The 26,537-nt window shown below is 44.0% G+C and carries 24 protein-coding genes; 6 read left to right on the forward strand and 18 right to left on the reverse strand.

The genetic code is table 11. From position 1 onward, the window contains the following. Positions 1-26: 26 nt before the first annotated feature. The 8 genes from RGU72_RS06730 to RGU72_RS06765 form a co-directional block, all read right to left on the reverse strand. Positions 27-2,882 (reverse strand): 2-oxoglutarate dehydrogenase E1 component, encoded by a 2,856-nt coding sequence (locus tag RGU72_RS06730; protein WP_322118995.1) that lies wholly within the window; start codon positions 2,880-2,882, stop codon positions 27-29. 276 nt (positions 2,883-3,158) lie between these two features. Then, entirely contained in the window at positions 3,159-4,466 is a 1,308-nt protein-coding gene (gene gltA / locus RGU72_RS06735; protein ID WP_322118996.1) for a citrate synthase, read from the reverse strand. A 78-nt stretch (positions 4,467-4,544) separates the two neighbouring features. After that, positions 4,545-4,850, reverse strand: a complete 306-nt coding sequence (locus RGU72_RS06740; protein WP_416200105.1) for a succinate dehydrogenase assembly factor 2 — start codon at positions 4,848-4,850, stop codon at positions 4,545-4,547. A 133-nt stretch (positions 4,851-4,983) separates the two neighbouring features. Then, a complete protein-coding gene (locus RGU72_RS06745) occupies positions 4,984-5,694 on the reverse strand; it encodes a succinate dehydrogenase iron-sulfur subunit (RefSeq protein ID WP_322118997.1) in 711 nt (236 codons plus the stop codon). Positions 5,695-5,713: 19 nt separating this feature from the next. Beyond that, the gene (sdhA, locus tag RGU72_RS06750; protein ID WP_322118998.1) at positions 5,714-7,492 is read right to left on the reverse strand and encodes a succinate dehydrogenase flavoprotein subunit; all 1,779 of its coding nucleotides are present in this window, start codon (positions 7,490-7,492) and stop codon (positions 5,714-5,716) included. Positions 7,493-7,494: 2 nt separating this feature from the next. Continuing rightward, a complete protein-coding gene (sdhD, locus tag RGU72_RS06755) occupies positions 7,495-7,863 on the reverse strand; it encodes a succinate dehydrogenase, hydrophobic membrane anchor protein (RefSeq protein WP_322118999.1) in 369 nt (122 codons plus the stop codon). Beyond that, complete coding sequence (sdhC, locus tag RGU72_RS06760; protein ID WP_322119000.1) at positions 7,864-8,271, reverse strand: succinate dehydrogenase, cytochrome b556 subunit; 408 nt, start codon at positions 8,269-8,271, stop codon at positions 7,864-7,866. 169 nt (positions 8,272-8,440) lie between these two features. Next, positions 8,441-9,253: a GntR family transcriptional regulator gene (locus RGU72_RS06765; protein WP_322119001.1), complete on the reverse strand. Its 813-nt coding sequence runs from the start codon at positions 9,251-9,253 to the stop codon at positions 8,441-8,443. A gap of 397 nt (positions 9,254-9,650) precedes the next feature. On the opposite strand from RGU72_RS06765, the gene RGU72_RS06770 reads away from it, so the two are divergent. From RGU72_RS06770 to acnA, 4 genes are all read left to right on the forward strand, one after another. After that, positions 9,651-10,640 carry a malate dehydrogenase gene (locus RGU72_RS06770; protein ID WP_322119002.1) on the forward strand — a complete coding sequence of 330 codons (990 nt, stop codon included), beginning with the start codon at positions 9,651-9,653 and terminating at the stop codon, positions 10,638-10,640. 72 nt (positions 10,641-10,712) lie between these two features. Continuing rightward, positions 10,713-11,684: an HpcH/HpaI aldolase/citrate lyase family protein gene (locus RGU72_RS06775; RefSeq protein ID WP_322119003.1), complete on the forward strand. Its 972-nt coding sequence runs from the start codon at positions 10,713-10,715 to the stop codon at positions 11,682-11,684. Between the two features lie 62 nt (positions 11,685-11,746). Further along, entirely contained in the window at positions 11,747-12,241 is a 495-nt protein-coding gene (locus RGU72_RS06780) for a hypothetical protein (protein ID WP_322119004.1), read from the forward strand. Positions 12,242-12,331: 90 nt separating this feature from the next. Continuing rightward, complete coding sequence (acnA, locus tag RGU72_RS06785; protein ID WP_322119005.1) at positions 12,332-15,067, forward strand: aconitate hydratase AcnA; 2,736 nt, start codon at positions 12,332-12,334, stop codon at positions 15,065-15,067. Between the two features lie 257 nt (positions 15,068-15,324). Here acnA and RGU72_RS06790 read toward each other — a convergent pair whose 3' ends face one another. The 7 genes from RGU72_RS06790 to phaC form a co-directional block, all read right to left on the reverse strand. Beyond that, complete coding sequence (locus tag RGU72_RS06790; RefSeq protein ID WP_322119006.1) at positions 15,325-15,825, reverse strand: hypothetical protein; 501 nt, start codon at positions 15,823-15,825, stop codon at positions 15,325-15,327. Positions 15,826-15,881: 56 nt separating this feature from the next. Further along, positions 15,882-17,048: a cystathionine beta-lyase gene (locus tag RGU72_RS06795; protein ID WP_322119007.1), complete on the reverse strand. Its 1,167-nt coding sequence runs from the start codon at positions 17,046-17,048 to the stop codon at positions 15,882-15,884. 200 nt (positions 17,049-17,248) lie between these two features. Continuing rightward, positions 17,249-17,770 carry a hypothetical protein gene (locus RGU72_RS06800; RefSeq protein ID WP_322119008.1) on the reverse strand — a complete coding sequence of 174 codons (522 nt, stop codon included), beginning with the start codon at positions 17,768-17,770 and terminating at the stop codon, positions 17,249-17,251. Between the two features lie 4 nt (positions 17,771-17,774). Beyond that, a complete protein-coding gene (gene rimO / locus RGU72_RS06805; protein WP_322119009.1) occupies positions 17,775-19,163 on the reverse strand; it encodes a 30S ribosomal protein S12 methylthiotransferase RimO in 1,389 nt (462 codons plus the stop codon). Positions 19,164-19,274: 111 nt separating this feature from the next. Then, the gene (gene phaR / locus RGU72_RS06810; RefSeq protein WP_322119010.1) at positions 19,275-19,829 is read right to left on the reverse strand and encodes a polyhydroxyalkanoate synthesis repressor PhaR; all 555 of its coding nucleotides are present in this window, start codon (positions 19,827-19,829) and stop codon (positions 19,275-19,277) included. Positions 19,830-20,074: 245 nt separating this feature from the next. Further along, positions 20,075-20,815 (reverse strand): 3-ketoacyl-ACP reductase, encoded by a 741-nt coding sequence (locus tag RGU72_RS06815; protein WP_322119011.1) that lies wholly within the window; start codon positions 20,813-20,815, stop codon positions 20,075-20,077. 22 nt (positions 20,816-20,837) lie between these two features. Further along, complete coding sequence (phaC, locus tag RGU72_RS06820; protein WP_322119012.1) at positions 20,838-22,556, reverse strand: class I poly(R)-hydroxyalkanoic acid synthase; 1,719 nt, start codon at positions 22,554-22,556, stop codon at positions 20,838-20,840. 146 nt (positions 22,557-22,702) lie between these two features. Here phaC and RGU72_RS06825 point away from each other — a divergent pair, with 146 nt between their 5' ends. After that, positions 22,703-22,960 (forward strand): hypothetical protein, encoded by a 258-nt coding sequence (locus RGU72_RS06825; protein WP_322119013.1) that lies wholly within the window; start codon positions 22,703-22,705, stop codon positions 22,958-22,960. A gap of 1 nt (position 22,961) precedes the next feature. Here the strand turns inward: RGU72_RS06825 and pgeF are convergent, their stop codons facing one another. Next, positions 22,962-23,753, reverse strand: a complete 792-nt coding sequence (gene pgeF / locus RGU72_RS06830; RefSeq protein WP_322119014.1) for a peptidoglycan editing factor PgeF — start codon at positions 23,751-23,753, stop codon at positions 22,962-22,964. Further along, positions 23,750-24,796, reverse strand: a complete 1,047-nt coding sequence (locus RGU72_RS06835) for an RluA family pseudouridine synthase (protein WP_322119015.1) — start codon at positions 24,794-24,796, stop codon at positions 23,750-23,752. The genes pgeF and RGU72_RS06835 overlap by 4 nt, the downstream gene beginning before the upstream one ends. A 43-nt stretch (positions 24,797-24,839) precedes the next feature. On the opposite strand from RGU72_RS06835, the gene RGU72_RS06840 reads away from it, so the two are divergent. Further along, positions 24,840-25,637, forward strand: a complete 798-nt coding sequence (locus RGU72_RS06840; RefSeq protein WP_322119016.1) for an outer membrane protein assembly factor BamD — start codon at positions 24,840-24,842, stop codon at positions 25,635-25,637. A gap of 101 nt (positions 25,638-25,738) precedes the next feature. Here RGU72_RS06840 and yaaA read toward each other — a convergent pair whose 3' ends face one another. Next, on the reverse strand, positions 25,739-26,515 hold the full coding sequence (gene yaaA, locus RGU72_RS06845; RefSeq protein ID WP_322119017.1) for a peroxide stress protein YaaA: 777 nt from the start codon (positions 26,513-26,515) through the stop codon (positions 25,739-25,741). Positions 26,516-26,537: the final 22 nt, after the last annotated feature.

Genomic DNA, 26,537 nt, shown 5'->3' on the forward strand with positions numbered 1-26,537 from the left:
GAATACGCACAGTCAATACAAGATCGTTATTTAGTCAGGACGTAGCCTTTGAGTTTAGAAAATGCCGTATCCAGCAATGCTTTTTGTTGTGCGTAGTGCTTGTCGTAGTAACCTACAGCAGGCGATGCGCTAGCTGGACGACCGGCATATGCCAGTTTTTGACCTTCATCCAGACTTTCAAAAATATTGTGCTGAATCTGGAACCAAGGTCCCTGATTTTGCGGCTCATCTTGTGCCCAAACCAACTCAGCCAATTGTGGGAATTTTTTCAACTCAGCTGAGAAGCTCTTATGTGGGAACGGATATAACTGCTCCACACGGATAATCGCCGTATCAGTCTGACCACGCTCTTTACGTGCGTTGACCAGATCATAGTAAACCTTGCCTGAACAAGCGATCACACGCTTCACTTTTTTGGCATCGATCTTGTCATCCACTTCGCCAATCACTGTATGGAAACTACCTTTTGCTAATTCAGACAACGGAGAACCCGCATCTTTATTACGCAGCAAGGACTTCGGCGTCATGATGACCAAAGGCTTACGGAACTGACGGATCATCTGACGACGCAAGAGATGGAAAATTTGCGCAGCATTCGTCGGCTGAACCACTTGCATATTATTGTCAGCGCACAACTGTAAGAAGCGTTCAGGACGTGCAGATGAATGCTCTGGACCTTGGCCTTCGTAACCATGCGGCAACATCAGCACCAAACCAGAAGCACGACCCCATTTTACTTCACCGGAGCTGATGAATTGATCGATAACAACTTGAGCACCGTTAGCGAAATCGCCGAATTGTGCTTCCCAGATTGTCAATGTATTTGGTTCTGCAGTGGAATAACCATATTCAAATGCCAATACAGCTTCTTCTGACAATACAGAATCAATCACGACGAATGGAGCTTGCTTGTCTGAAATGTTTTGCAAAGGAATATAAGTACCTGCATCCCAACGCTCACGATTTTGATCATGCAAAACCGCGTGGCGATGTACAAATGTGCCGCGACCGGCATCTTGACCCGTCAAACGGATTGCATAACCAGACGCAACTAAAGATGCGTAGGCAAGATGCTCGCCCATACCCCAGTCAAGATTTAATTCACCGCGACCCATGGTGGCGCGGTCGCCCAAAACTTTTTCAACCAGACTATGCGGCTTGAAGCTTTCTGGCACCGTCGTAATACGCTCAGCTAAACGCTTCAACTCAGAAAGAGGTACTGCTGTATCTGCTGCGTCAGTCCATTTACGGTTTAGGAAAGGAATCCAATCCACTGCATATTTGTTCTTGAAGTTGGAGATGACCGGATCAACCGTATGCTTACCTGCATCCATAGCATCACGGAAAGCCTTGACCATCGTATCGCCACCATCAGCTGGGATCGTACCTTGCGCTGCCAATTTATCGGCGTACATTTTACGAGTACCAGGGTGCTGAGCAATTTTTTTATACATTAAAGGCTGCGTCAGCGCTGGTGTGTCCTGCTCGTTATGACCTAGCTTGCGGTAGCAAATAATATCAACAACGACATCCTTCTTGAACTCCATACGGTAGTCCAAAGCGATCTGTGTTGCCAGAACAACGGCTTCAGGATCATCAGCATTAACGTGCAATACAGGTGCTTCAATCATTTTTACGACGTCGGAACAATACAAAGTAGAACGGGAATCGCGCGGATCAGATGTAGTAAAACCAATCTGATTGTTGATCACGATATGTACCGTTCCGCCAGTACCATAACCACGTGTTTGCGCGAGGTTCAGCGTTTCCATGACAACGCCCTGACCTGCAAACGCAGCGTCACCATGAACTAATATAGGTAGAACTTGAGAACCATCTTTGTCGCCACGACGCTCCATACGCGCCTTAACCGAACCCTCAACTACTGGATTAACGATTTCAAGATGGGATGGATTGAATGCAAGGGACAAATGGACTGGTCCGCCCGGAGTGGAAATATCTGATGAGAAGCCTTGGTGGTATTTAACGTCACCTGCTGGCAGATCGTCACCATGTTTACCTTCAAATTCAGCAAACAAATCTTGTGGCATCTTGCCCAGAGTATTGACCAACACGTTCAAACGACCACGATGCGCCATACCGATAACGATCTCTTCAACACCACGTTCACCAGCACGTTGAATAGTCTCGTCCATGGAGGCGATAAAACTCTCACCACCTTCGAGTGAGAAACGTTTTTGACCAACGTAACGAGTATGAAGGTAGCGCTCTAAACCTTCTGCTGCGGTCAAGCGATCAAGAATATGTTTTTTCTTTTCAGCGGAAAAACTTGGAGTCGAACGAATGGACTCAAGCTTTTGTTGTAACCAGCGCTTTTCAGTTGGGTCGCTGATATACATAAATTCAGCACCGATCGAACGACAGTAAGTATCGCGCAAAGAATTCAGCAAATCGCGCAATGATGCGGTTTCTGGCCCAAAATAGGTGTTGCTAATGTTGAACTGAATATCCATATCAGCATCTGTAAAGCCATAAAAACTAGCTTCAAGTTCTGGGATATTTGGACGTTCTTGACGTTGCAAAGGGTCCAAATTCGCCCAATGGCTACCTAAGAACCGATAGGCAGCAATCAATTGCTGTGCAGCGACACGTTTACGACCCATTTCGGCGTCGGCACTCGCACTGACTGTACGAATAGGACCTTGTTTGGCTCGCTCAGCAAACGAAGCAATCACAGGTGCATGCGCTACGTCCGGTTTACTTGAGCCATCGACCGCAGGAACGTTTTGCATCGCGTCAAAATACGCGCGCCAGTTATCAGGAACAGATCCGGGATTGTTTAGATACGCTTCGTAAAGTTCTTCTACGTACGGCGCATTGCCGCCGAACAAATACGAGTTAGCGTTATATTGTTGCATCATCTTGCTCACCTTTCTTCGCGTTTCGCGAGATTAGCGGGTTAATCTAACCTTCCGCGACACGGCCTGACCGGTTAGCGGATTGCACATCAAGTTGTGGGGAAGGGCTGGTTTCTAACTACTCCACTTTTAAATCAAAACTGTCATTCGTATATTTAAAAAAATAACTTTTTTGAATTAAAAATGAATTTACATCTAAAAATCTACTTACTAATTGAAGCATAGCATATTTAATGTAAAAAAAAGCGAGTCTAGCTGACTCGCTTTTTTCGATACCAACTATCCACGCTGATCAATAGGCAACACGGTACGCGTCTGAGATCCGACAAATAATTGGCGTGGTCGACCAATTTTTTGCTCTGGATCAGAAATCATTTCTTTCCACTGCGCGATCCAGCCAACTGTACGAGCCAAGGCAAAAATACCCGTAAATAAGGAAGTCGGAATACCGAGTGCACGTTGTACGATGCCGGAATAGAAATCGACATTTGGATACAATTTACGAGAGACGAAGTATTCATCTTCCAACGCAATTTTTTCTAACGCCATCGCAAGTTTAAACAATGGATCATCTTGCAAACCGAGTTCTTGCAGAACTTCATAGCAAGTTTCACGCATTAATTTAGCACGTGGATCATAGTTTTTATAAACACGATGACCGAAGCCCATCAATTTTACGCCAGAGTTTTTATCTTTTACTTGGGCAATAAATTCAGAGATATTATCAACGCTTCCTATTTCTTCCAACATGCTCAAAGCAGCTTCATTAGCACCACCGTGTGCAGGCCCCCACAAACAAGCGATACCAGCAGCGATACACGCAAATGGGTTTGCCCCAGACGAACCCGCCAGACGAACTGTAGAAGTAGATGCATTTTGCTCGTGATCAGCATGCAGTATCAAAATACGATCCAAAGCGCGAACCAAAACTTCATTTACCTTATATGGCTCACATGGCGTAGAAAACATCATGTGCATGAAGTTAGCGCTATATGACAAGTCATTACGAGGATAAACAAAAGGCTGCCCAATGGAATACTTATAGGCCATAGCAACCAGAGTTGGCATTTTTGCGATCAAGCGAATTGCAGATACTTCGCGGTGACGTGGATTATTAATATCGAGGGAATCATGGTAGAACGACGCTAAAGCGCCTACTGTACCAACCAGAACAGACATCGGATGTGCATCACGACGGAAGCCACGGAAGAAAAATTGCATCTGCTCGTGCACCATAGTGTGATTCGTTACAGTAGCAACAAATTCAGCCTTTTGCTCAACTGTTGGCAACTCACCGTTCAATAGCAGGAAACAAGTTTCTAAAAAATCACCGCCATTAACTGCTAGTTGTTCAATGGGGTAGCCGCGATACAGCAGTTCGCCTTTGTCGCCATCAATGTAAGTAATTGACGAGTTACATGCTGCCGTTGACATGAAGCCTGGATCATAAGTAAACATCCCTGTTGCGCCATACAATTTACGTATATCGATTACGTCAGGACCAACTGTACCTTTGTAAATTGGCATTTCTAATGATGCAGAACCATCAGAGAAAGATAGTGTGGCTTTTGTTTCAGAATTCGTCATGGCTCTTCCTTCAACATAGAGTTGAGTCGTTAATCAAAAAAACGAGAGAAAATTTTTATCAATAAATCTCTATCAACATCAGGCAATCTGCAAGCGAGCCAAAAGTGCGTGCACGTGCGGCAAATCAACTTCAGCTTCTGGTTGCTTTTTAGCCAAAATAAGGTCCATCAAAGTATTATCAGGCAATTCCATCAATCGACCAAAAGCATCCACTTCATCATCTGTAAGAGATGTCTCATGTAAATCTAAAAAGCGAGTGAGTATGAGATCATTTTCCAAAAGACCGCGTCTGGAGCGCCACCTTAGGCGAGCTCGTTTTACGGGGTCACTTTGATGGGATACGATTTTAATTTCAGACATAATTGCTTTCAATACTGAATTCATATTTCATGCAATTCTTGAGACTGCCATTCGAAGCAAAACAAAAATTACATAAAATAAGAGCTCCAAATTCAACATTCGAGGAATAACGAACTTGTAGCTCTCGATTGTTTTACTCGATTAAATTCTGCAACGACTAGACAGCTCGCCTAACCATTAACTCTTTAATCTTGCCAATAGCCCTGGTCGGATTAAGACCCTTAGGGCAAACATCAACGCAATTCATGATCGTGTGGCATCGGAACAAACGATACGGATCTTCTAAGTTATCCAAGCGCTCATTGGTCGCCTCATCGCGTGAATCTGCAATGAAACGATAAGCTTGCAATAAACCGGCAGGGCCAACGAATTTGTCTGGATTCCACCAAAACGAAGGGCAAGATGTGGAGCAGCAAGCACACAAGATGCATTCATACAAGCCATCTAATTCTTCACGTTCTGCAGGCGTTTGCAGGCGCTCTTTTTCAGGCGGAATCGACTCGTTCATCAAATATGGTTTGATGGAGTTGTATTGCTTGAAGAACTGCGTCATGTCCACGATCAGATCACGAATGACTGGCAAACCAGGTAAAGGACGCAAAACAATAGGCTCAGTCAATTCGTTCAGATTAGTGGTACAAGCCAAACCATTTTTACCATTGATGTTCATTGCATCCGAACCACACACACCTTCACGGCATGAACGACGCAAGGCAAGAGAATCATCAACGTCAGCTTTGATGCGTTGCAATGCATCTAGCAACATTTTGTCTGTGTCTTGCAGCTCAACTGTAAGATCTTGCATGTAAGGCTTTGCATCCTTGTCAGGATCGTAGCGATAAATTTTAAATTTGAGTGTACGTGCCATTTTGTTCTCTTCGCAATTCTTAGAAAGTACGTGCTTTAGGCTTGAAGGTCTCTACAGTCAGCGGCTTGGTAACAACTGGTTTGTAATCCAGACGATTAGCCTCCGAATACCATAGCGTGTGTTTCATCCAATTTTCATCGTCGCGCTTCTCATAATCACGATGCGCATGAGCACCACGCGACTCTTTGCGCGCAGCAGCAGATGTGATGGTCGCTTTTGCGGTTTCAATCAAATTATCCAATTCTAAGGCTTCAACACGTGCTGTGTTAAATACCTTAGATTTGTCTTTGAACGAGACATGCTTACGACGTTCATCTAACTCCATGATCTCTTTGACGCCCTCTTGCAGCAACTCGTCAGTGCGGAATACACCGCAGTGATATTGCATCGTTTTACGAATCGCATTCGCGACGTACTGTACACGCTCGGTACCCGTGCTAGTTTCCAGTTTGGCCAAACGAGATAATGCAAGATCTGCTGCATCCGCTGGCAGATCCTTATTGCTGCGAGCCTTCAAATTGCTGGCAACGATATGATTACCTGCTGCGCGACCAAATACTAGTAAGTCCAACAGCGAATTGGTACCTAAACGATTAGCGCCATGCACTGAAACGCATGCACACTCACCAATCGCATATAAACCATTCACTATTTCATTAGGGTTACCGTTTTTAGGGGCGACAACCTGACCGTAAATATTAGTTGGAATACCACCCATTTGATAATGAATAGTTGGCACTACCGGGATCGGTTCTTTGGTCGCATCTACGTTAGCAAACTTATGTGCGATCTCCAGAATCGATGGCAATCGTTTCTGAATGGTATCTGCTCCGATATGACGTAAATCCAGCATGACATGATCTTTATTTGGACCGCAACCGCGACCTTCTTTTATTTCCTGATCCATAGAACGGGAAACGAAATCGCGAGGAGCAAGATCTTTTAGTGTCGGTGCATAACGCTCCATGAAACGCTCGCCCTGGCTATTGACCAGAATACCGCCTTCACCACGCACGCCCTCTGTGATCAAAACGCCAGCTCCAGCAACACCCGTTGGATGGAATTGCCAGAACTCCATATCTTCCAGAGGCAAACCAGCGCGTGCAGCCATACCCATACCGTCACCAGTATTGATAAATGCATTTGTTGAGGCAGCCCAGATACGACCTGCACCTCCGGTTGCAAAGATGGTTTGCTTGGCTTCAAGCATCATCACTTCGCCAGTTTCCATTTCCAAGGCAACTACGCCCAAGACATCTCCATCAGCATCACGAATTAAATCAATTGCCATCCACTCGACGAAGAAATGAGTACGAGCACGAACGTTACGCTGATACAAAGTGTGCAATAACGCATGACCAGTACGATCTGCAGCCGCACATGCTCGCTGTACTGGTTTTTCACCGAAATTTGCAGTGTGTCCGCCAAACGGGCGCTGGTAAATAGTGCCATCAGCGTTACGGTCAAATGGCATACCGAAATGTTCTAACTCATAAACTACTTTAGGTGCTTCACGACACATAAATTCAATTGCATCTTGGTCGCCCAAATAATCTGATCCTTTTACGGTATCAAACATATGCCAGTACCAATTATCCTCGGACATATTACCTAGTGACGCGCCGATACCACCTTGTGCCGCAACTGTGTGCGAACGCGTAGGAAATACTTTAGACAATACAGCGACGTTCAGGCCAGCTTCTGCCAATTGCAAGGAAGCACGCATGCCCGAGCCACCTGCGCCAACGATCACCGCATCAAAGCGGCGGGATGGAATTGCGGGTTTGATTGCTGCCACGGTTACACTCTCCACAAAATCTGTGCCGCATATCCGACACAAGCGATCAGCCACAAAATAGTGGCGACTTGAAACACCAGACGCAATGCAACGCTGTGCGTCACATAATCCATCCAGATATCACGCATACCTACCCAAGCGTGATAAAACAAACACATAAAGACAGCAAAGGTCGCCAACTTAAACCACTGTTGCGCAAAAATACCTGCCCAGCCAGCATAACTGAAGTCGTTTGCCGTTAAAAACAATCCAAGTAGCAACACGGTATACAGCGCCATAACGATAGCTGTGACACGTTGCGCCAACCAATCGCGCAAACCATAATGCGCACCAGTGACAAACCGATTAGGCCCAATATTGTTATTTGCCATTTAAAATACTCCAAATAATTTAAGAGCAATCAAAGCAGCCAAAGACAGGCTCACAGCGAATACACCAACGGCAGATTGACGTGCAGAGTCTTTATTCAAGCCAACATGAAAATCCATGAACAAATGACGAATACCAGCACAAAAATGGTGCAAATAAGCCCATGACAGCGCCAAAATAGTCAATTTAACAAAAATACCCGAAGTGAAATTTTTGAGCACTGCAAATGACAGTTCTGAAGTAATGCTTTTATCCAATAAATACAAAATGAATGGTAAGAGCAAAAACATCAGCATTCCGCTTGCGCGGTGCAGAATAGAAACGAATCCAGCTAGTGGCAGCCGATATCCTGTGGCATCAATCAGCCGCATCACCCCGTAGCGAGGTTTAGCTTTTACTACTTCAGACATAAATAATCTCCCCATTAACTAGTCTGTACATGAACTTTATAATTTTCGCCTATTTTGGTGCATTGCACCAACCAAAAAGACATTTTGCTACAAAATAGTCATATCTTACTGCGAAATCTGAATACGTATTTTGACACGTAATGCCAATAATCGTCCTATATGACCCGCATTAACTCAGTTCATTACGATAATGATGTTGGTCGGTCAGATAAAGCCCACGTCGTAACTCGACAGGCTTATCGCCATAGGTAAACGAAATTCGCTCCACCTTTAACAAAGGTGCACCAACATCTAACTGAAGCAAATTAGCGGAAACCTCATCAGCACAAACCGCTCGAATTTCTTCGGACGCTCGGATCATGTGCGTACCAAACTCAGTTTCAAACAAACCGTACATCGGGCCTTTGTATTCATTAAGGCGCTCAGCAGTCAATCCCTTAAAGATCACCCCTGGCAACCACAATTCATCCAAAATGGTGGGTACGTTAGAAAAAGATTGAACTCTTCGGATAAACACAACAGAGTCACCTGACTTGATATCTAGTGCACGCGCAACATCAGCTGGTGCACGGAGCCGCTTCACCTCGATAATTCTATTCTCAGGATAATGTGGAATGCCAACATCTGGCACCAAGCGCAAAAAACGGAATTGGGAGCGCGCCTCATGATGAGTTGCGACAAAAGTACCCTTCCCCTGTCTACGTATAACCAAATTTTCTGCAGATAGCTCATCAATCGCCTTGCGAACAGTACCCTGACTTACCTTAAAACGACTAGCCAATTCCATCTCACTAGGGATCAACTCACCAGGCTTCCACTCGCCCGACTGCAAACTCTGGGTAATCAAAGCTTTAATTTGCTGATATAAAGGGCTAAAAGTAGGAGATGCGCCAGATGTCACATAACCAGGCGCAGCAACACCTACAGTCGAGCTATTAGGATTATTACCCTGATTATTGGCGGTTGGCACAGTAGAATTCATAGACCACAATTTCACCACAGAAAGTAGCATTCCGTCCACAACAAATTAACAAGTAATATGTCTTATATAAGACATAAGATATTGATTGACACTTCGTTCTAGCCAACCTAAACTCCCGTATGAACGAGTTGACACGAACCAACATTAAAGTCGTCAAGCAATATTAGTTCTTATAGATTCAAAGTAAAGAAGAAATCCACAAACACCGTAGATTGATATAAAGATTGAAGCTTAATATTGATAGATTAAGAAATTAGAGGTCGCTTGTGAATTTGGCTGACGCGCCCTACTTTCAACGGTATCATTGTGTGCTTTTTATGCTTAATAATCGAGTTTGAAATGATTGATTATAAAGCGTTAAGTCGACATAATTTTCACACCACTTCGGAGATGCATCATGGCAAAATCCCCTATGCGCGTAGCTGTAACAGGCGCTGCTGGCCAAATTGGCTATTCCCTTTTATTCCGCATTGCCAATGGCGACATGCTTGGCAAAGACCAACCGGTTATTCTGCAATTGTTAGAGATTCCTGACGAAAAAGCGCAAAAAGCACTTAAAGGCGTTATGATGGAAATCGACGATTGCGCATTCCCATTACTCGCTGGCATGACTGCTCATAGTGACCCGATGACTGCTTTTAAGGATATCGATGTTGCCCTGTTAGTTGGTGCGCGTCCACGTGGACCGGGAATGGAACGCAAAGATTTATTGGAAGCGAATGCACAAATTTTTACAGTTCAAGGTAAAGCATTAGATGCCGTTGCTTCGCGTAATGTGAAAATCTTGGTGGTTGGTAATCCTGCAAACACTAATGCGTACATCGCAATGAAATCGGCACCAAGCTTGCCATCCAAAAACTTCACTGCAATGTTGCGCTTGGATCACAACCGTGCGTTGTCACAAGTAGCCGCAAAAATTGGTAAACCAGTTGCCGCAATTGAAAAGCTTTGCGTATGGGGCAATCATTCGCCAACCATGTATGCTGATTATCGTTTTGCAACTGCTGATGGTGCATCGGTTAAAGATTTGATCAACGATCAAGAATGGAATAAAGACGTATTTTTGCCAACAGTTGGCAAACGCGGTGCAGCCATTATTGAGGCACGCGGCTTGTCTTCTGCCGCATCTGCGGCAAACGCAGCGATCGATCATGTTCGCGACTGGGTACTTGGCACTAACGGCAAGTGGACAACGATGGGCGTTCCCTCCGATGGATCTTATGGGATTCCTGAAGGTACTATGTTTGGTTTTCCTGTCACAACAGAAAACGGCGAATACAAAATTATTCAAGGTTTAGAAATCGATGCATTCTCTCAAGAACGTATCAACCTTACGCTTAAAGAATTGCAAGAAGAGCGTGATGGCGTAAAACACCTGGTTGGCTGATTTTTATCAGAGGCAAGTTGGTCGTAGTCTATGTCCAACTTGCCAAATCACTTCCTCTCTCATAGCGTGAAGATGCACCCTTCCCAAGTTTTATTTCAGGATCAGGAACAACCGACATTTTTGCCGGTATGTGATCACTATGCCGGATCTGAAAAACTCATGCATAAATCCATGTCGCTGCAAAATGCGCTGGGTGCTGTATTTGATATTACATTTGATTGTGAAGATGGCGCAGCAGCAGGCAATGAGGTCGCACATGCAAAACTTGTTGGCAATCTGATTGCATCAGAGAGTAATTATCTGCAGCGAATTGGCGTACGCCTACATGATGTCAACAGCCCTTATTTTGAACAAGATATTGATCTGATTGCACCTGTTGCCGGAGAAAAAATTGCTTATTGGGTACTGCCAAAAGTTGATGGCGTAGAGCAAGTCATCAAAGCCATACAGAAAATTAACCAGTACGCGACGAGTTCTCGACAAAGTCCCGCACCCATTCACGTCTTAATAGAAACTCACGGCGCATTGGCCAACGCTCATCAAATTGCCGCTTTACCTCAAGTCGAGTGCCTGTCATTTGGCATTATGGATTTTATTTCAGCGCATTATGGTGCTATTCCGTCTAGTGCAATGCGATCACCAGGACAGTTTACGCATCCATTAGTCATGCGCGCCAAGCTAGAGATTGCCGCAGCTTGCCATCGTTTCGGCAAAGTAGCGTCACATAATGTAACCACTGAAATCAAAGACACTGCAATTGTTGCAGGTGATGCTAATCGTGCAGGCATCGAATGTGGTTACACTAGAATGTGGAGCATACATCCTGATCAAATTAAGCCCATCGTCAAAGCATTGTCACCAAGAACTGCAGAAATTAACGAGGCAATTTCAATTTTGATTGAGGCTCAACAGAATGACTGGGGGCCGATACAGATCGCCGGACGACTACATGATCGAGCCAGCTACCGATATTATTGGACTTTGTTAAAAAAAGCCCAGCGCTGCCAGTTAGCATTACCAGATTCTGCGCTGATATTATTGTGATTTATCGTAATCGTTATAAAACTCAACAACGTTCCAAGAACTTATGTAATCAGGAGATATGAATGAAGAAAATTATCTACATCGTCAGCTTTATGGCGCTCACGTCCAGCATTTTGTGTTCGCCACTTTTGTCACAAGCGCAAACAACAAGTACCAGCAAAAAAGCAACTGCCAAAACAAATAAAATTGCGGAAAAACTATCTCCAGTAAAAGCTGTACCTGATGAAGATGATTTAGAACCAGACATCACCGAAAATAAAACTTTCGATTACAAATGTGAACTCGGCAATTTCTTCACTATTTATACCAACGCAGACGATGATAAACACGTTGCGATACGTTGGAAAAAACGTTTATATCGTCTCAGCAGAATTGATACGACAACCGGTGCTAACCGGTTTGAAAATAAAAAAGCTGGATTTGTATTTATCGGCATTCCATCTAAAAGTATGTTGTTAGATTCACGTCATGGCCAACAGTTAGCCAATGAATGTAAAACACCAGAGCAAGTTGTAGCAGAAACCGAACGACTCTCGACCGCATCGCAAGCGAAATAAACAAGCGTTTTGTACATTTCGTATTTAACTGAAGTGATTTAATAAGTAGATTTTTTTGATCATTGATTTTTGTAAAAAAAAGGAATAGCCATGAGCCAAAATGCGTATAAAGATGCATTCAAAACCCTGAAAGATTTCAAGATTTCAGATTCTAAAAAAGGCAAATTCTACTCATTGCCAGCACTAGAAAAAAATCTGGGTGTAAAGATTTCGCGCTTACCAATTTCCATCCGTATTGTGCTGGAATCTGTCCTACGCAATTGTGACGGCAAAAAAGTCACTGACGAACACGTTAAGCAACTCGCTAACTGGAGCGCTACTGGCGACCGTACTGACGAAATTCCTTTCGTCGTGTCTCGTGTAGTTTTGCAAGACTTTACCGGCGTCCCATTACTGGCTGACTTGGCAGCAATGCGTAACGTCGCTGCGAAACAAGGTAAAAATCCAAAAAATATCGAGCCTTTAGTACCAGTTGATTTAGTAGTCGACCACTCTGTTCAAATTGATCATTTCCGTGAAAAGAAAGCCTTGGATCTGAACATGAAATTGGAGTTTCAACGCAATAACGAGCGTTACCAGTTCATGAAATGGGGTATGCAAGCTTTTGATACATTCGGCGTTGTACCTCCAGGTTTCGGCATTGTCCATCAAGTTAACCTGGAATACTTGGCACGCGGCGTACATAAAGTAAAAGATGCAAAGAAAAATGATATCTACTATCCAGACACACTGGTAGGTACAGATTCACATACAACAATGATCAACGGTATCGGCGTCGTTGGCTGGGGTGTTGGCGGTATTGAAGCTGAAGCGGGCATGCTGGGCCAGCCAGTTTATTTCCTGACGCCAGACGTAGTTGGCGTAAACCTGACAGGCGCGTTGCGTGAAGGTTGTACTGCAACCGATTTGGTATTGACCATTACAGAATTGCTGCGTAAAGCAAAAGTTGTAGGCAAGTTTGTTGAGTTCTTTGGCGAAGGTACACGCACATTGTCTCTGACAGACCGTGCAACTATCGCCAACATGGCACCAGAATATGGCGCGACTATGGGTTTCTTCCCTGTTGATGAAGCAACGATTGATTATTTTAAAGGTACCGGTCGTACTAAAGCTGAGATCGATGCATTTGAAGGCTATTTCAAAGCCCAGAAAATGTTCGGCATTCCTAAAGCTGGTGACATTGATTACACAACAGAAGTATCGTTGGCACTGGACACCGTTGCACCATCTTTGGCTGGTCCAAAACGTCCGCAGGATCGGATTGAAATCGGTAACGTCAAATCGACCTTCGCTGATTTGTTTGCTAAACCAACCTCAGAGAACGGCTTTAATAAAAAAGCTGAAGATCTGGATGCGGTTTACACCAATGCAGACGGCGTTAAAGTTAAAAACGGCGATATCCTGATTGCTGCAATTACGTCTTGCACAAATACCTCCAACCCAAGCGTACTATTGGCAGCTGGTTTGTTAGCTAAGAAAGCTGTCGAAGCTGGCTTGAAAGTTGCACCACACATTAAAACATCGCTGGCACCAGGGTCGCGTGTTGTTACCAAGTATCTGGAAGCTGCGGGTCTGTTGCCATATCTAGAAAAACTCGGCTTCGGCGTAACCGCTTATGGCTGCACGACATGTATCGGTAACGCTGGTGATTTAACACCTGCCATGAACGAAGCCATCGTAGCAAACGACATCGTGGCATCTGCAATTCTCTCCGGCAATCGCAACTTTGAAGCCCGGATTCATCCGAATATTCGCTCCAACTTCTTGGCCTCCCCTCCTTTGGTTGTTGCCTATGCAATCGCGGGCAATATGACAAGAGATTTGATGACTGAACCAGTTGGCCGCGTAAAAGGTAAAGATATTTTCCTTGGCGACATCTGGCCAACCAGCGCAGAAATCCAGAAGTTAATGAAGTTCGCGATGAACTCAAAAACATTCAAAGAGAACTACGCTGACGTCAAAGGTGCACCAGGCAAATTGTGGGAAAACATCAAAGGTGTGGCAGAAGGTCAAGTCTACGACTGGCCAACCTCCACTTACATCGCTGAGCCACCGTTCTTCGCTGACTTTACTATGGAGCCAAAAGCTGCTGCTACTGGCATCACTGGTGCACGTGCATTGGGTGTGTTTGGTGATTCAATTACAACCGATCATATCTCTCCTGCTGGTTCAATCAAAGAATCTAGCCCAGCAGGTATTTGGTTGAAAGCAAATGGCGTACTGAAAGCAGATTTTAATTCCTACGGCTCACGTCGCGGCAACCACGAAATCATGATGCGCGGTACTTTTGCCAACGTGCGTATCAAAAACTTGATGATTCCAGCGAAAGAAGACGGCTCTCGTGTTGAAGGTGGCGAAACGCTGTTCCAGCCAACTGGCGAGCCAATGGCGATCTACGATGCCGCGATGAAATATGTTGCTGAAGGCACGCCAACGATGATCTTCGGTGGCGAAGAGTACGGCACGGGCTCATCCCGCGACTGGGCAGCTAAAGGCACGCAATTACTGGGCGTTAAAGCTGTCATCGCTCGTTCATTCGAACGTATCCACCGCTCTAACCTGGTCGGCATGGGCGTATTGCCATTGCAGTTCCTGGGTACTGACAGCGTTGATTCTTTGGGTATTACAGGCACAGAATCCTACGACCTGAAAGGTATCGAAGATGATATCAAGCCACAACAGCAAGTGACACTGGTGATTAACCGTGCCAATGGTGACAAACAAGAAGTCAAAGTCTTGTTGCGTATCGATACACCAATTGAAGTTGACTATTACAAGCATGGCGGCATCTTGCCATTTGTATTGCGTCAACTGTTAGCGGCTTAAGGGTTGAAAAACTGACATTCATCACCTTAGTTACCGACTTAGGCCGGTAACTAAGGAATGAAATGAAAAGAGGGCTGGATCAAAATCCAGCCCTCTTTTTTTGCGTAGTCAAAAATCAAACAAGCTACGATTGGACCAAGGAGTTTCATATACTCCCTATTTTTTATACTAATTATGCCAGATCGTCCAAAGAATCATTGGACAACTAAAATATACTAGTCAGCAGTATATTTAAAATAAATACTGAAAATCAATCGTTACTCGTCGATTTGCGGTAAAGCAATACTCCGTAATTGAAAGCGACCGTCATCGTTAAACAACCAAGTTTCAATAATTTCTAAGCGTCCATTACGCACCAGATGTGGCAGAGGCTTGGGGAATGGCGCACTGACTCGCAGACTATTCAAAGCAGTCGCCTCTGTCACTTTGTCGTGATTACTGCGCATAATTTCGCTTTTGATTAACTTACCATCTGACGCCAAAATAAATTTTAAAACAATGACAGACCGCAACAACGCTTGTGGCTGCTCTGAATATGATTTATCCGCATTGTGCTTTGTAATATATTGAGCAAGATCGCGTTTGTATCCATTGATCGTAAAAGCAGTCGAAGAGCTGGGAGCGGTCACAGGTTTTGGGGTCGCGGCTTTGCCTGCGTCTGGAGTTTGACCACGCGGGGCTGGCTCTTCTAACGAACGCGTAGCACAGCCGGTCAATACAAACACAACGAGCATGACCAGTTTTGATTTTTTCATCATGGATACGCCTTTCCAGCAGAATTTACGTCTTTTAAATAATTGAGAAAAGCTGAGTGCTATAAAGCAGACATCGCTTGCGCAATATCAGCAATTAAGTCATCGGCGTCTTCCAATCCAATATTAAAACGCACCAGCACACCTTGATGTGGCCATGTCGTCCGCATCTGCTGAATACGATAAGGTACGCATAAACTATTCGCACCGCCCCAGCTAAAGCCAATTTTAAACAGCTTCAAGGCATCGACAAAGCGGTCCGTTTGCTGCTCGGTATAAGCGCTATCAAATAACACAGAAAACAAACCGCCAGCACCACTAAAATCGCGCTTCCAAATATGATGTCCGGGACAGTCTGGCAAAGCTGGATGCAAAACCTTATTGATCTCCGGACGAGTTGATAACCAAGTCGCGACTTTACGGGCGCTGGCATCATGCGCATCAAAACGTAATTTCAAGCTAGGTAAATTACGCAATATTAGATAGGCATCATCCATACCGACGCCAAAACCCAAACGCATATGGGCTGATTGAAGACGTTGATTCAATAATTTGTCTTTGGTAATAACAGCCCCCATCAAGACATCAGAACCACCACTTTGATATTTGGTTAATGCCTGCATAACAATATCCACACCATGCGCAAAGGCGGGGAAAGCCAATCCACCAGACCAGGTATTATCTAGCGCCACCGCCACACCTTGCGCATGCGCTGCGGCACAAATGGCGGGGATATCTGGCACTTCCATCGATACAGAACCCGGCGCTTCGGTCCAAATCAATTTGGTATTTGACTTGATTAGTGCCGCAATACCAGCGCCAATGAGCGGGTCGTAGTAACGTACACTCAACCCAAAACTACTTGCCAGCCAATCACCTAATTCACGATTGGGATTGTAGACATTATCTGGAATCAAAACATCGTCACCGCTTTGCAACAAAGCCAGATCGATCAGCGTAATTGCAGCCAAGCCACTAGGTGCCAGCAAACAATGGTCGCCCTGCTCTATCTCAGCTAATCGCGCCTCTAAAGTAAAACTTGTGGGCGTTCCATGCAGACCATATGTATAGGCTGATTTATCTTGCCAACTGCGAGCACGCATTGCAGCAACATCTTTAAATAACACCGTAGAAGCGTGATGAATCGCCGTAGGAAAAGCCGCAAATCCATCTGGTGCTACATAATCAGAATGAATTAATGTCGTGTTTGTACCTGGGATTGTCATCATGAACGCTCGCGGAAATTTAGATAGAAGCGCCCAAAGATAAATATAAACTCTGACGCGGTGTTGAACCTATTGTTACAGATCACGCGATTACTTGGAAGTACAGCGAGGGACAATTTTATAAGTCCGTTATCTGAGGCTGAGTGCCAGGCAATGCAATTTTAATATTCTGAGCAGACAGGAAAGCCAGCTTTGACTAGGAATTATTGTGCAGCCTTCAAATGCAACGAAGATGCTCTCTTAGATTTACCAGTCTTACTTACTGCTGACGGCATTAATTCGAGAATAAAATCTTTGATGGTCTTACCGTCATCGGACTGCCATTTGCCACGCAGAATTTTGCCCTCTAACTTACCATCCCATTGACCAGAAACGTCGATACCATCTTCAGATTCTTCCATGCTTAAGGTAGTCCCATTGACCTCGCCGGCCAACAAGATTTTATGGCCTTTATTTCTGTTTCCACCAAAGACGATGTAGTCGCCCTCGACACTGTCAATATCTTCTAGCTTGGGCTGTAGACGCATTTCAACGACATCTTCTCCCAACTTACCACGCCACCTTTGTGCTTCTTTAAAAATGGGCGTGGTCACTCGCGTAGCTGCCGCGTTGGTGACCGTATTAGCAGTATCTTGCTGAGCGTGTGCAGCGGAAAATGATAAAAACAGCGTTGCAAGCAACAAGACTAAGGAGAAAATCCTAAATTGAATATTCAGAGCCGGCATAGACTTAAATCGCTTCGCCCCACAAATCGTGAGCATCAGCTGCCGTGAGTTTGACCTCGACAAAGTCACCTACTTTAAGTTTGCGATGTGGCTCGAATGGCGGTTTTACATAGACTACGCCATCGATCTCTGGCGCATCTGCAGAGGAACGTCCAACGCCGCCACTGCGGTCAAGAGAGTCAATCAACACGCGAATCGTTTTGCCAACTTTCGCTTGCAGACGTTTTTTGGAGATACCTTCTTGCAATTCCATGACGCGACGACGACGATCTTCACGGATATTTTCTGGAACTGGATTCGCCAGTTCATTCGCAGTAGCGCCGTCTACGGGCGAATAGGCAAAGCAGCCTAAGCGATCAATCTCAACTTCTTTTAAGAAATCTAACAGGTATTCAAACTCTTCTTCAGTTTCGCCAGGAAAACCGGCGATGAAAGTTGAACGTATTGTAATTTCAGGACACATTGCGCGCCATGCTTTAATCCGCTCAATATTTTTTTCGCCGCTAGCTGGGCGCTTCATGCGTTTTAGCACGTCTGGATGCGCATGCTGTAACGGCACATCAAGATACGGCAAGACATGCCCGTTGTTCATGAAGGGAATAATTTGATCAACATGCGGATAAGGATAAACATAATGCAAACGTACCCAGGCATCATATTGTTTTGCCAAATCACCCAATGCCTCGACTAATTGTGTCATATGGGTTTTGACTGGTTTGCCATTCCAAAAACCGGTGCGGAATTTCACGTCCACCCCGTAAGCACTGGTATCTTGTGAAATAACGAGTAATTCTTTTACTCCAGCTTTGAACAGATTTTCTGCCTCCAGCATAATGTCGGCAATCGGACGAGATACCAGATCCCCGCGCATGGATGGAATAATGCAGAAACTGCAACGATGATTGCAGCCTTCAGAAATTTTGAGATAAGCGTAATGCTTAGGTGTCAGTTTAACGCCTTGAGCCGGTACCAAATCAATAAAAGGTTCGTGTGGTTTAGGCAAATGCAAATGGACAGCATCCATCACTTCACCCAAGGCATGTGGCCCCGTCACCGCCAACACTTTGGGATGGATAGACATAATCATGTCATTACCATTGGCGTCTTTTTTGGCCCCTAAGCAACCTGTGACAATAACTTTACCATTTTCAGCCAGTGCCTCGCCAATTGCATCCAGAGACTCTTGAACTGCCGCATCAATAAAACCGCAGGTGTTGACGATCACTAGATCGGCGCCATCATAAGATTTAGCGGTATCGTAACCTTCGGCACGCAATTGTGTCAGGATTTGTTCGGAATCAACCAGTGCTTTTGGGCAGCCGAGAGAGACAAAACCGACCTTAGGATTAATTGCTGAAGGTTTGACTGAAGTGATAAGAGTATCTATGGACATAATAAAAAGAGGTACAAAGCAATCCGCTATTGTACCTCTTACTCACATGGCCACCTCAAAAGTGACTGGTTATCACCATTTAATTGGTGAGTTTATTAAATTTATAGCGATTTACTTTGGCTTACCGTCTGGATTGAAAGGAAATGTGCCGAATATATTCTTAGTTTGATTTTGCATTTGCTCTTGCATTTGTACAAATAAGCTTTTGCTTTGTTCAATATAATTACCCATCATTCCCTGCATCATTGGGCCTTGGACACTCATAAACTGCGCCCACATCTCGGGACTAAATGGTTTCCCTTCATAAACTCCCTTAGAGTTTTCTGTCAGTTTGTTCTGGATATCGATAAAAGCTTGGATGTTTTTCTCAAGATACGAGCCCATCATGCCTTGCATAGCGTGACCGTAGTAGCGAATAATCTGGGACAAAGCAACACTGGAAAACATGGGCGTGCCACCAGCTTCTGCTTCAAGAATGATTTGCAACAAAATACTCCGGGTTAAATCTTCTCCGGTTTTAGCATCTATTACTGCAAAATCATCATTCTCTAAAACGAACTGTTTTACATCAACCAAAGTGATGTAGCTACTTGTTTGGGTATCATAAAGACGACGATTAGGATATTTTTTGATCAAATGCTGCGTCGATTTTTTTGCACTATTCATTGAAGTCTCAATTAACAAATCGTTAAGCTTTTCGGCAAACGACTTAAGTATTGCCCGTCGTTTGCACTTATGCCCAATCTAAGCAAACAAATAATGTATTCATTGCAAGTAATGAAAAACATTAAATTTGTTTGTCACCTATTTTCGATAGTACAACTATTTTTGTTTTAAATGACAATGCCTATCGAAATCAATGATTCCGACAGGCATTATTTCGCCGCAATGCGACAAAAAATAAGGATCAACTAGCCCATATGTAAACCACCGTTAATTGAAAAGTCTGATCCAGTGGCGTAGCCACCTTCGTCAGAAGCAATCCAAGCAACGATAGAAGCAATTTCAGACGGTTCAGCTAAGCGCTTGACTGGAATGCCAGAAACGATCTTCTCCAGTACATCGGGACGTATTGCACGTACCATATCAGTACCTACGTAGCCTGGAGAAACAGTGTTAACCGTCACTCCTTTAGTCGCTACCTCTTGCGCCAATGCCATAGTAAAACCGTGAATACCGGCTTTGGCCGTGGAATAATTTGTCTGACCAAACTGACCTTTTTGGCCATTAACAGAAGAAATATTAATGATGCGCCCCCAACCACGATCGGCCATACCATCAATAATTTGTTTAGTTACGTTGAATAAAGAATTCAGATTGGTATCCATTACAGCATCCCAATCCGCCTTACTCATCTTACGGAATTGACCATCACGCGTAATGCCTGCGTTGTTGACCAGAACATCGACCTCACCGATTTCCGCTTTAACTTTATCAAAAGCTGCTTTAGTAGACTCCCAATCAGACACATTGCCTTCGGAGGCATGAATATCATGACCTTCTGCCCGCATATCAGCTAGCCATTTATCTTTGCGCTGAGAGTTTGGGCCACATCCGGCAACAACGATAAAACCCTCCTGGCATAAGCGCTTGCATATTGGAGTTCCAATTCCACCCATACCACCAGTTACATAAGCTATACGTTTTGACATACTAAATCTCCAATTTTTTTATTTAATCTGCTCTTACTTTGACATATCGCCCAGGTGCAGGCTCTATTGGTTTAAAACTGGCATTTCCTGGCTTTACCGGGGCTTTCACCATCTTGCCGCCGTGCTCACTCAAAAAAATTGCCCACTCTGGCCACCAACTGCCAGGATGTTCTGTTGCACCATCAAACCAGGTTTGTGCATCTGATCCGAGGCTAGAATTAGTCCAGTAACTTCTCTTCTTTTTCGCTGGAGGATTTACCACTCCGGCAATGTGACCAGACGCCCCCAAAATAAATTGATTACGTGATTTCTTCTTGGGGTTAAGCAAAACGCAGGAAGCGTATGCAGCCTGCCAAGGAACAATATGATCCTCGCGCGAACCATAAATAAAGACAGGCGCATCAATTTTACCGAGATCAATCTTGTTTCCAGCAACCGTCAGTGCATTTGGTTTTTTTAATTTATTTTCCAGATAAGTATTTCTCAGGTACCAGCAAAACATTGGTCCAGGCAAATTAGTGCTATCTGCATTCCAGTACAACAAATCAAACGGAGGTGGACTATCCCCCTTCAAATAATTAGTCTGAACATAATTCCAGACTAAATCATTCGCGCGCAAACTGGAAAAAGTACTCGCCAGATCACGCCCGGGCATCAGACCGCCTTGACCAATCGTTTGTTCACGCATGCTTACCTGCATTTCATCGACAAACACATCCAAAATACCTGTGTCTGAGAAATCCAATAGCGTAGTAAGTAACGTTAGACTACTAACGGGATGCTCTCCACGATCAGCCAAAGCAGCTAACGCTGTGGAAATAATTGTGCCGCCAACACAAAAACCAAAAGCATTAATTTTGTCTTGCTTACTAATTTCTTGAACAGTATGGATCGCCTGAATTGCACCCTCCTCTATGTAATCATTCCAACTAACGGTCGCCAAAGACTCATGCGGATTAGCCCATGAAACAAGGAAAACAGTATGACCCTGCTCTACCGCATAACGCACTACCGAATTCTCTGGTTGTAGATCAAGAATGTAAAACTTGTTAATGCAAGGGGGAACCATCAACAATGGGCGTTGATGTACAGTTTTGGTTAATGGACTGTACTGGATCAGTTGAAATAGGCGATTTTCAAAAACCACTGTACCTTCGGATGTAGCAACATTTTTACCAACTTCAAATGCAGATTCGTCGGTCTGTGAGATGCGTCCTTTTTGCATATCAGCCAACATATGCGTAATACCTTTTGCCAGGCTTTCGCCTTTGCTTTCTATAATTTTTGTTTGAGCTTCAGGATTAGTAACAAGAAAATTTGCAGGCGACATTGCGTCGGTCATTTGCTGCACCGCAAAACGAATTTTCTGCTTCGTCTTCTCGGGAGCCTGAACTGATTCAGCCATTGCCATCAAAAATCGAGCATTTAGCAAATATGACGCTGCGCTATAAGCATGCATGGCATGATTATGCCAATCGGGGGATGAGAAACGTTTATCGTTAAAATCAGGTACTTTGGAGACAGCAAAATCTTGCCACAACTTGCTAAATTCCTGCATATAATCACTTTGCAGTTTAGACATGGTTGCGGGGTCAATTTTTGCACCAACTTCTTTTAGTGACTCCAACATTGGGATGTGATTGATAGCCTCTGCTGGCTTCATCCAATCCTGCCATTTGTCCTGCTTCATTAGCTGTGACATCCAATTGGAGTACGTAGCTTGAGGATCAAAAGTCGTCATGCGTGTCTCCTGTTTTTAACTTGTCGTTATTATGTTATTGCAGTTACGTTGTGACACACTAAAATTTTTCAATGGATGTTTTAGTGCGACTTACAAATTACTTATAAATCTCTAATCTCTTCGGATTAACTTTAAGGCTTAGCAGTATGTATATTATCGCGATTGCCTGGATCTACGTTGTTTTAATGATGTCAATTACTGAAGCATCAGTTGTTGCAGGAATTATGACGTTTTTAATGTACTGTGTGTTGCCTTTAGGCTTATTTTTATACTTGTGGCTGACGCCAGCAAGAAAAAAACAAAGGGCTAGGGACAAAGAACTGATGAAAGCCGCACTAGCCAATAATACGACCGCTGCCAATACAAAAGCAGAGGCCTCCAGCCAAGATGCAGCAGAAAGTTAATTTATTCTGCGATCCAAATGAGGCTTGCCATCCGCCCTGTGATGCCATCCCTTCTGTAAGAATAAAATTGAGCTTTTTCAGTTACGGTACAGCGATCTCCACCATACACTTTGTCCACGCCTTCCTTTACCAAAATATAACGAGCTAGCCCATAAATATCGGCCACATATTTATCTTGCGTTATTCTTCTTTTAAAAAATTTTTCAGATATTCTGCTACTTAAACGAAACGCGTCCAGCACGTCTTGCCCCACCTCGAATTCATCAGGGCCAATGGCGGGTCCCATCCATGCGACAATATCTTCAGCGCCAGAATCACGCATTTTAGCTAATGTATTTTGCAATACTCCTGCGGCTAAACCGCGCCATCCAGCATGGGCTGCTGCCACCACTTTGCCTTTCATATCTGCAAACAAAACAGGCAAACAATCCGCCGTTAAAATTCCGCAAACAGTATTTGGTTCTGTAGCAAAAACTGCATCACCGACACTTGTATCAATCAACATTGCCGCATCCAACACAACTGTGCCGTGCACTTGCGATAAAAATCTGACATCTTCAGGTAAAAAACGATTAAGTATCTCGCGGTTCTGGGCAACGACTTTTATATCATCCCCTACATGATCGCCAAGATTATTGCCGCCACCTCCCAATCCATTATCGTAAGGAGCTAAACTAAATCCTCCAGCGCGAGTGGTAGAAAAAGCCTGTACGTTAGCAGGCAAGCCCTTCCAATTCGGATGAATAATAGGAAGGCTCAATAAACTTTCATTTATCTGGCCTGAAAAATTCATAGCAACATAGTAGTTGTAATGCCTGCTTGCAGTAACAAGTCAGAAAAATCATCCGCCAGATTCACCTCCCACTCCACATAGTCATGTGTCATCGGATGAATCAAACCCAGCTTACGAGCTTGTAATGCCTGGCGTGGGAAAAACCGTGCGAGATGCTGTTTGCCATACAGAGTGTCGCCAACCAGAGAAAATCCCAACGATTGCATATGCACACGAATTTGATGCGTACGTCCGGTTTCCAGTTGGCAGGCGACCAGACTGACTGGGAAGCGCTCCAGCATACCTGCAGCTTTCCGTTGGAAATGAGTAATCGCGGGCTTAGCCAACATACTCTCAGATACCGCCATTTTGATTCGATCTCTCGGATGTCTCGCCATTGCGGCATCAATCGTCCCGGTTGGTTTAGGTGTCCCCCAAACCAAAGCATAGTATTCACGACTCACAGTACGGTCTTGCAATTGCCTTACCAGCTCAGTTTGCGCAATCAAAGTCTTGGCGACTACCATCAAACCCGAGGTATCCTTATCAAGCCGATGCACAATGCCTGCACGCGGCACACCTGCCAAAGCAGGAAAGCGATGCAATAAGCCATTAAGCAAAGTACCTGACCAATTACCTGCAGCAGGATGCACGACTAAACCTGCTGGCTTATTGATAATAAGAATGGCATCATCCTCATAAATAATATCCAACGGCATTTCTTCAGGCTTGTAAGCACCTTCATCTGGCGCTGCCTGTGGTTGGATAATAATATGTTCGTCACCTAATACGGTGGTCTTACCGCGTACAATCTGGCCATCCAAACTAACAAAGCCAGCCTCTATCCATTGTTGAATGCGGCTTCTTGAATATTGTGGAACCAGTTTTGATAAAGTCTTGTCCAAGCGTTCGCCACAAACGTCTGGGCTTAATTTGAGTTCAATAACATCGATTTGCGGAGGCAAATCATCGATTTCGTCACCATCTTCAAGCTCGACAAGCCCCTCTTTAAATTGAGGATCTAATAAAATCGCTGCTTCAGTTGGTCTAACATTAATTGCCATCGGCTATAATCCGTAAATTGTTCTAATGCACACGCAAAAACTTATGCAAATTAAATCTATAAAATTGTTCAGTCTCATCCTCGCCTTGGCACTCACAGGTTGCGGCGTATTCGGCGACAAATCGGACGAAACTAAAACATGGTCTGCTGCAAAATTATACGCTGAAGCAAAAGACGAAATGAACAATGGTGGTTATGAAAGAGCAGTTCAGTACTTTGAGAGGTTGGAATCGCGCTTCCCGTTTGGTACCTACGCCCAGCAAGCACAAATGGAAATTGCTTATGCTTACTACAAACAAGGCGATCAAGCGCAAGCTCTGGCCGCGGTAGAACGTTTTATTAAACTGCATCCAAATCACGAAAGTGTTGATTATATGTACTACTTGCGCGGCTTGATCAATTTTAATGATCAACTTGGCTTTATGAATTTTATTGCCAACCAAGATATTACTGAACGAGATCCTAAAGCATCACGTGATTCATTTGACGCTTTCAAGCAACTTGCTATCCAGTTCCCAGACAGTAAATACACGCCAGATGCGATTTTACGTATGAAATATCTGGTAAACGCCTTAGCGCAATATGACGTTCATGTAGGAAAGTATTATCTTCGTCGTGGTGCTTATCTGGCTGCTGCAAACCGCGCCCAATCAGCCATTACAGAATATCCAGACGCGCCAGCAATTGAAGAAGCGATGTACATATTGGTTCGATCCTACGATGCGATGGGCATGACAGATCTGCGTGATGACGCTAACCGGGTATTTTTAAAGAACTTTCCTAATAGTCCGTTTTTAACTGGCAAAGCAGCCGGAAAAACTGCCTGGTGGAAGTTCTGGTAAAACTTACTAGAACTCATTAAGTGAAAAAGCCTCCGACATGGAGGCTTTTTTGTTTGAGTGAGCAGAATGTATACAAGAAAAATAATTAAACGTCCCTTACTTCAGCTTTCCAATTTACGCCTGAATACCCAATGTTGCGAATCAGACTCTTCTTGATTAAAGGAATATCCTTCAAAATCAAAAGTTTTTATTTTTTCAGGATTCTGTATTTTATTTAATGCGCAGTAACGTGCCATTAACCCTCTTGCTCGTTTTGCATAAAAAGAAATGATTTTGTACTTACCATTTTTCCAATCCTGAAAAATCGGCGTAACGACAGAGCCATTCAACATCGTAGGTTGCACCACTTTAAAATACTCTTCTGAAGCTAAATTCAACAACACTTTGTTTTTTTGCTCCGATAAAACTTGATTTAAAGTCTCCGTCACTTTAGCGCCCCAGAAAGCATACAAATTCTTACCGTTTGGGTTTTCCATTCGAGTACCCATCTCCAGTCGGTACGCTTGCATCAAATCAAATGGTCTCAATACTCCGTAGAGTCCAGACAAAATCCGTAAGTGATTTTGAAGATAATTAGATTGAGTATGACTTAATTGTTGCGCTTGTAAGCCCTCATAAACATCACCATTAAAAGCCAAAATAGCCTGCTTAACTTTGTCCGCCTTTGGTAAACGCGTCCAATCTTGAAAGCGATCTACATTTAATTGTGCTAACGCAGGAGAAATATCCATCAACTGCGCCAACTGATCTACTTTGTATTTTTTAGCTACTTTAATTAATTCTGCCGCCTCGTCCATTAATTCTGGATGAGTCACAATTTTACTTTTTACAGGCGTATCGTAGTCTAGGCTTTTGGCAGGAGATAATATAATGAGCATAATAATTTAAAGAAAGATGATT

This window comes from Undibacterium sp. 5I1, from assembly GCF_034314085.1.
Classification (GTDB): domain Bacteria; phylum Pseudomonadota; class Gammaproteobacteria; order Burkholderiales; family Burkholderiaceae_D; genus Undibacterium.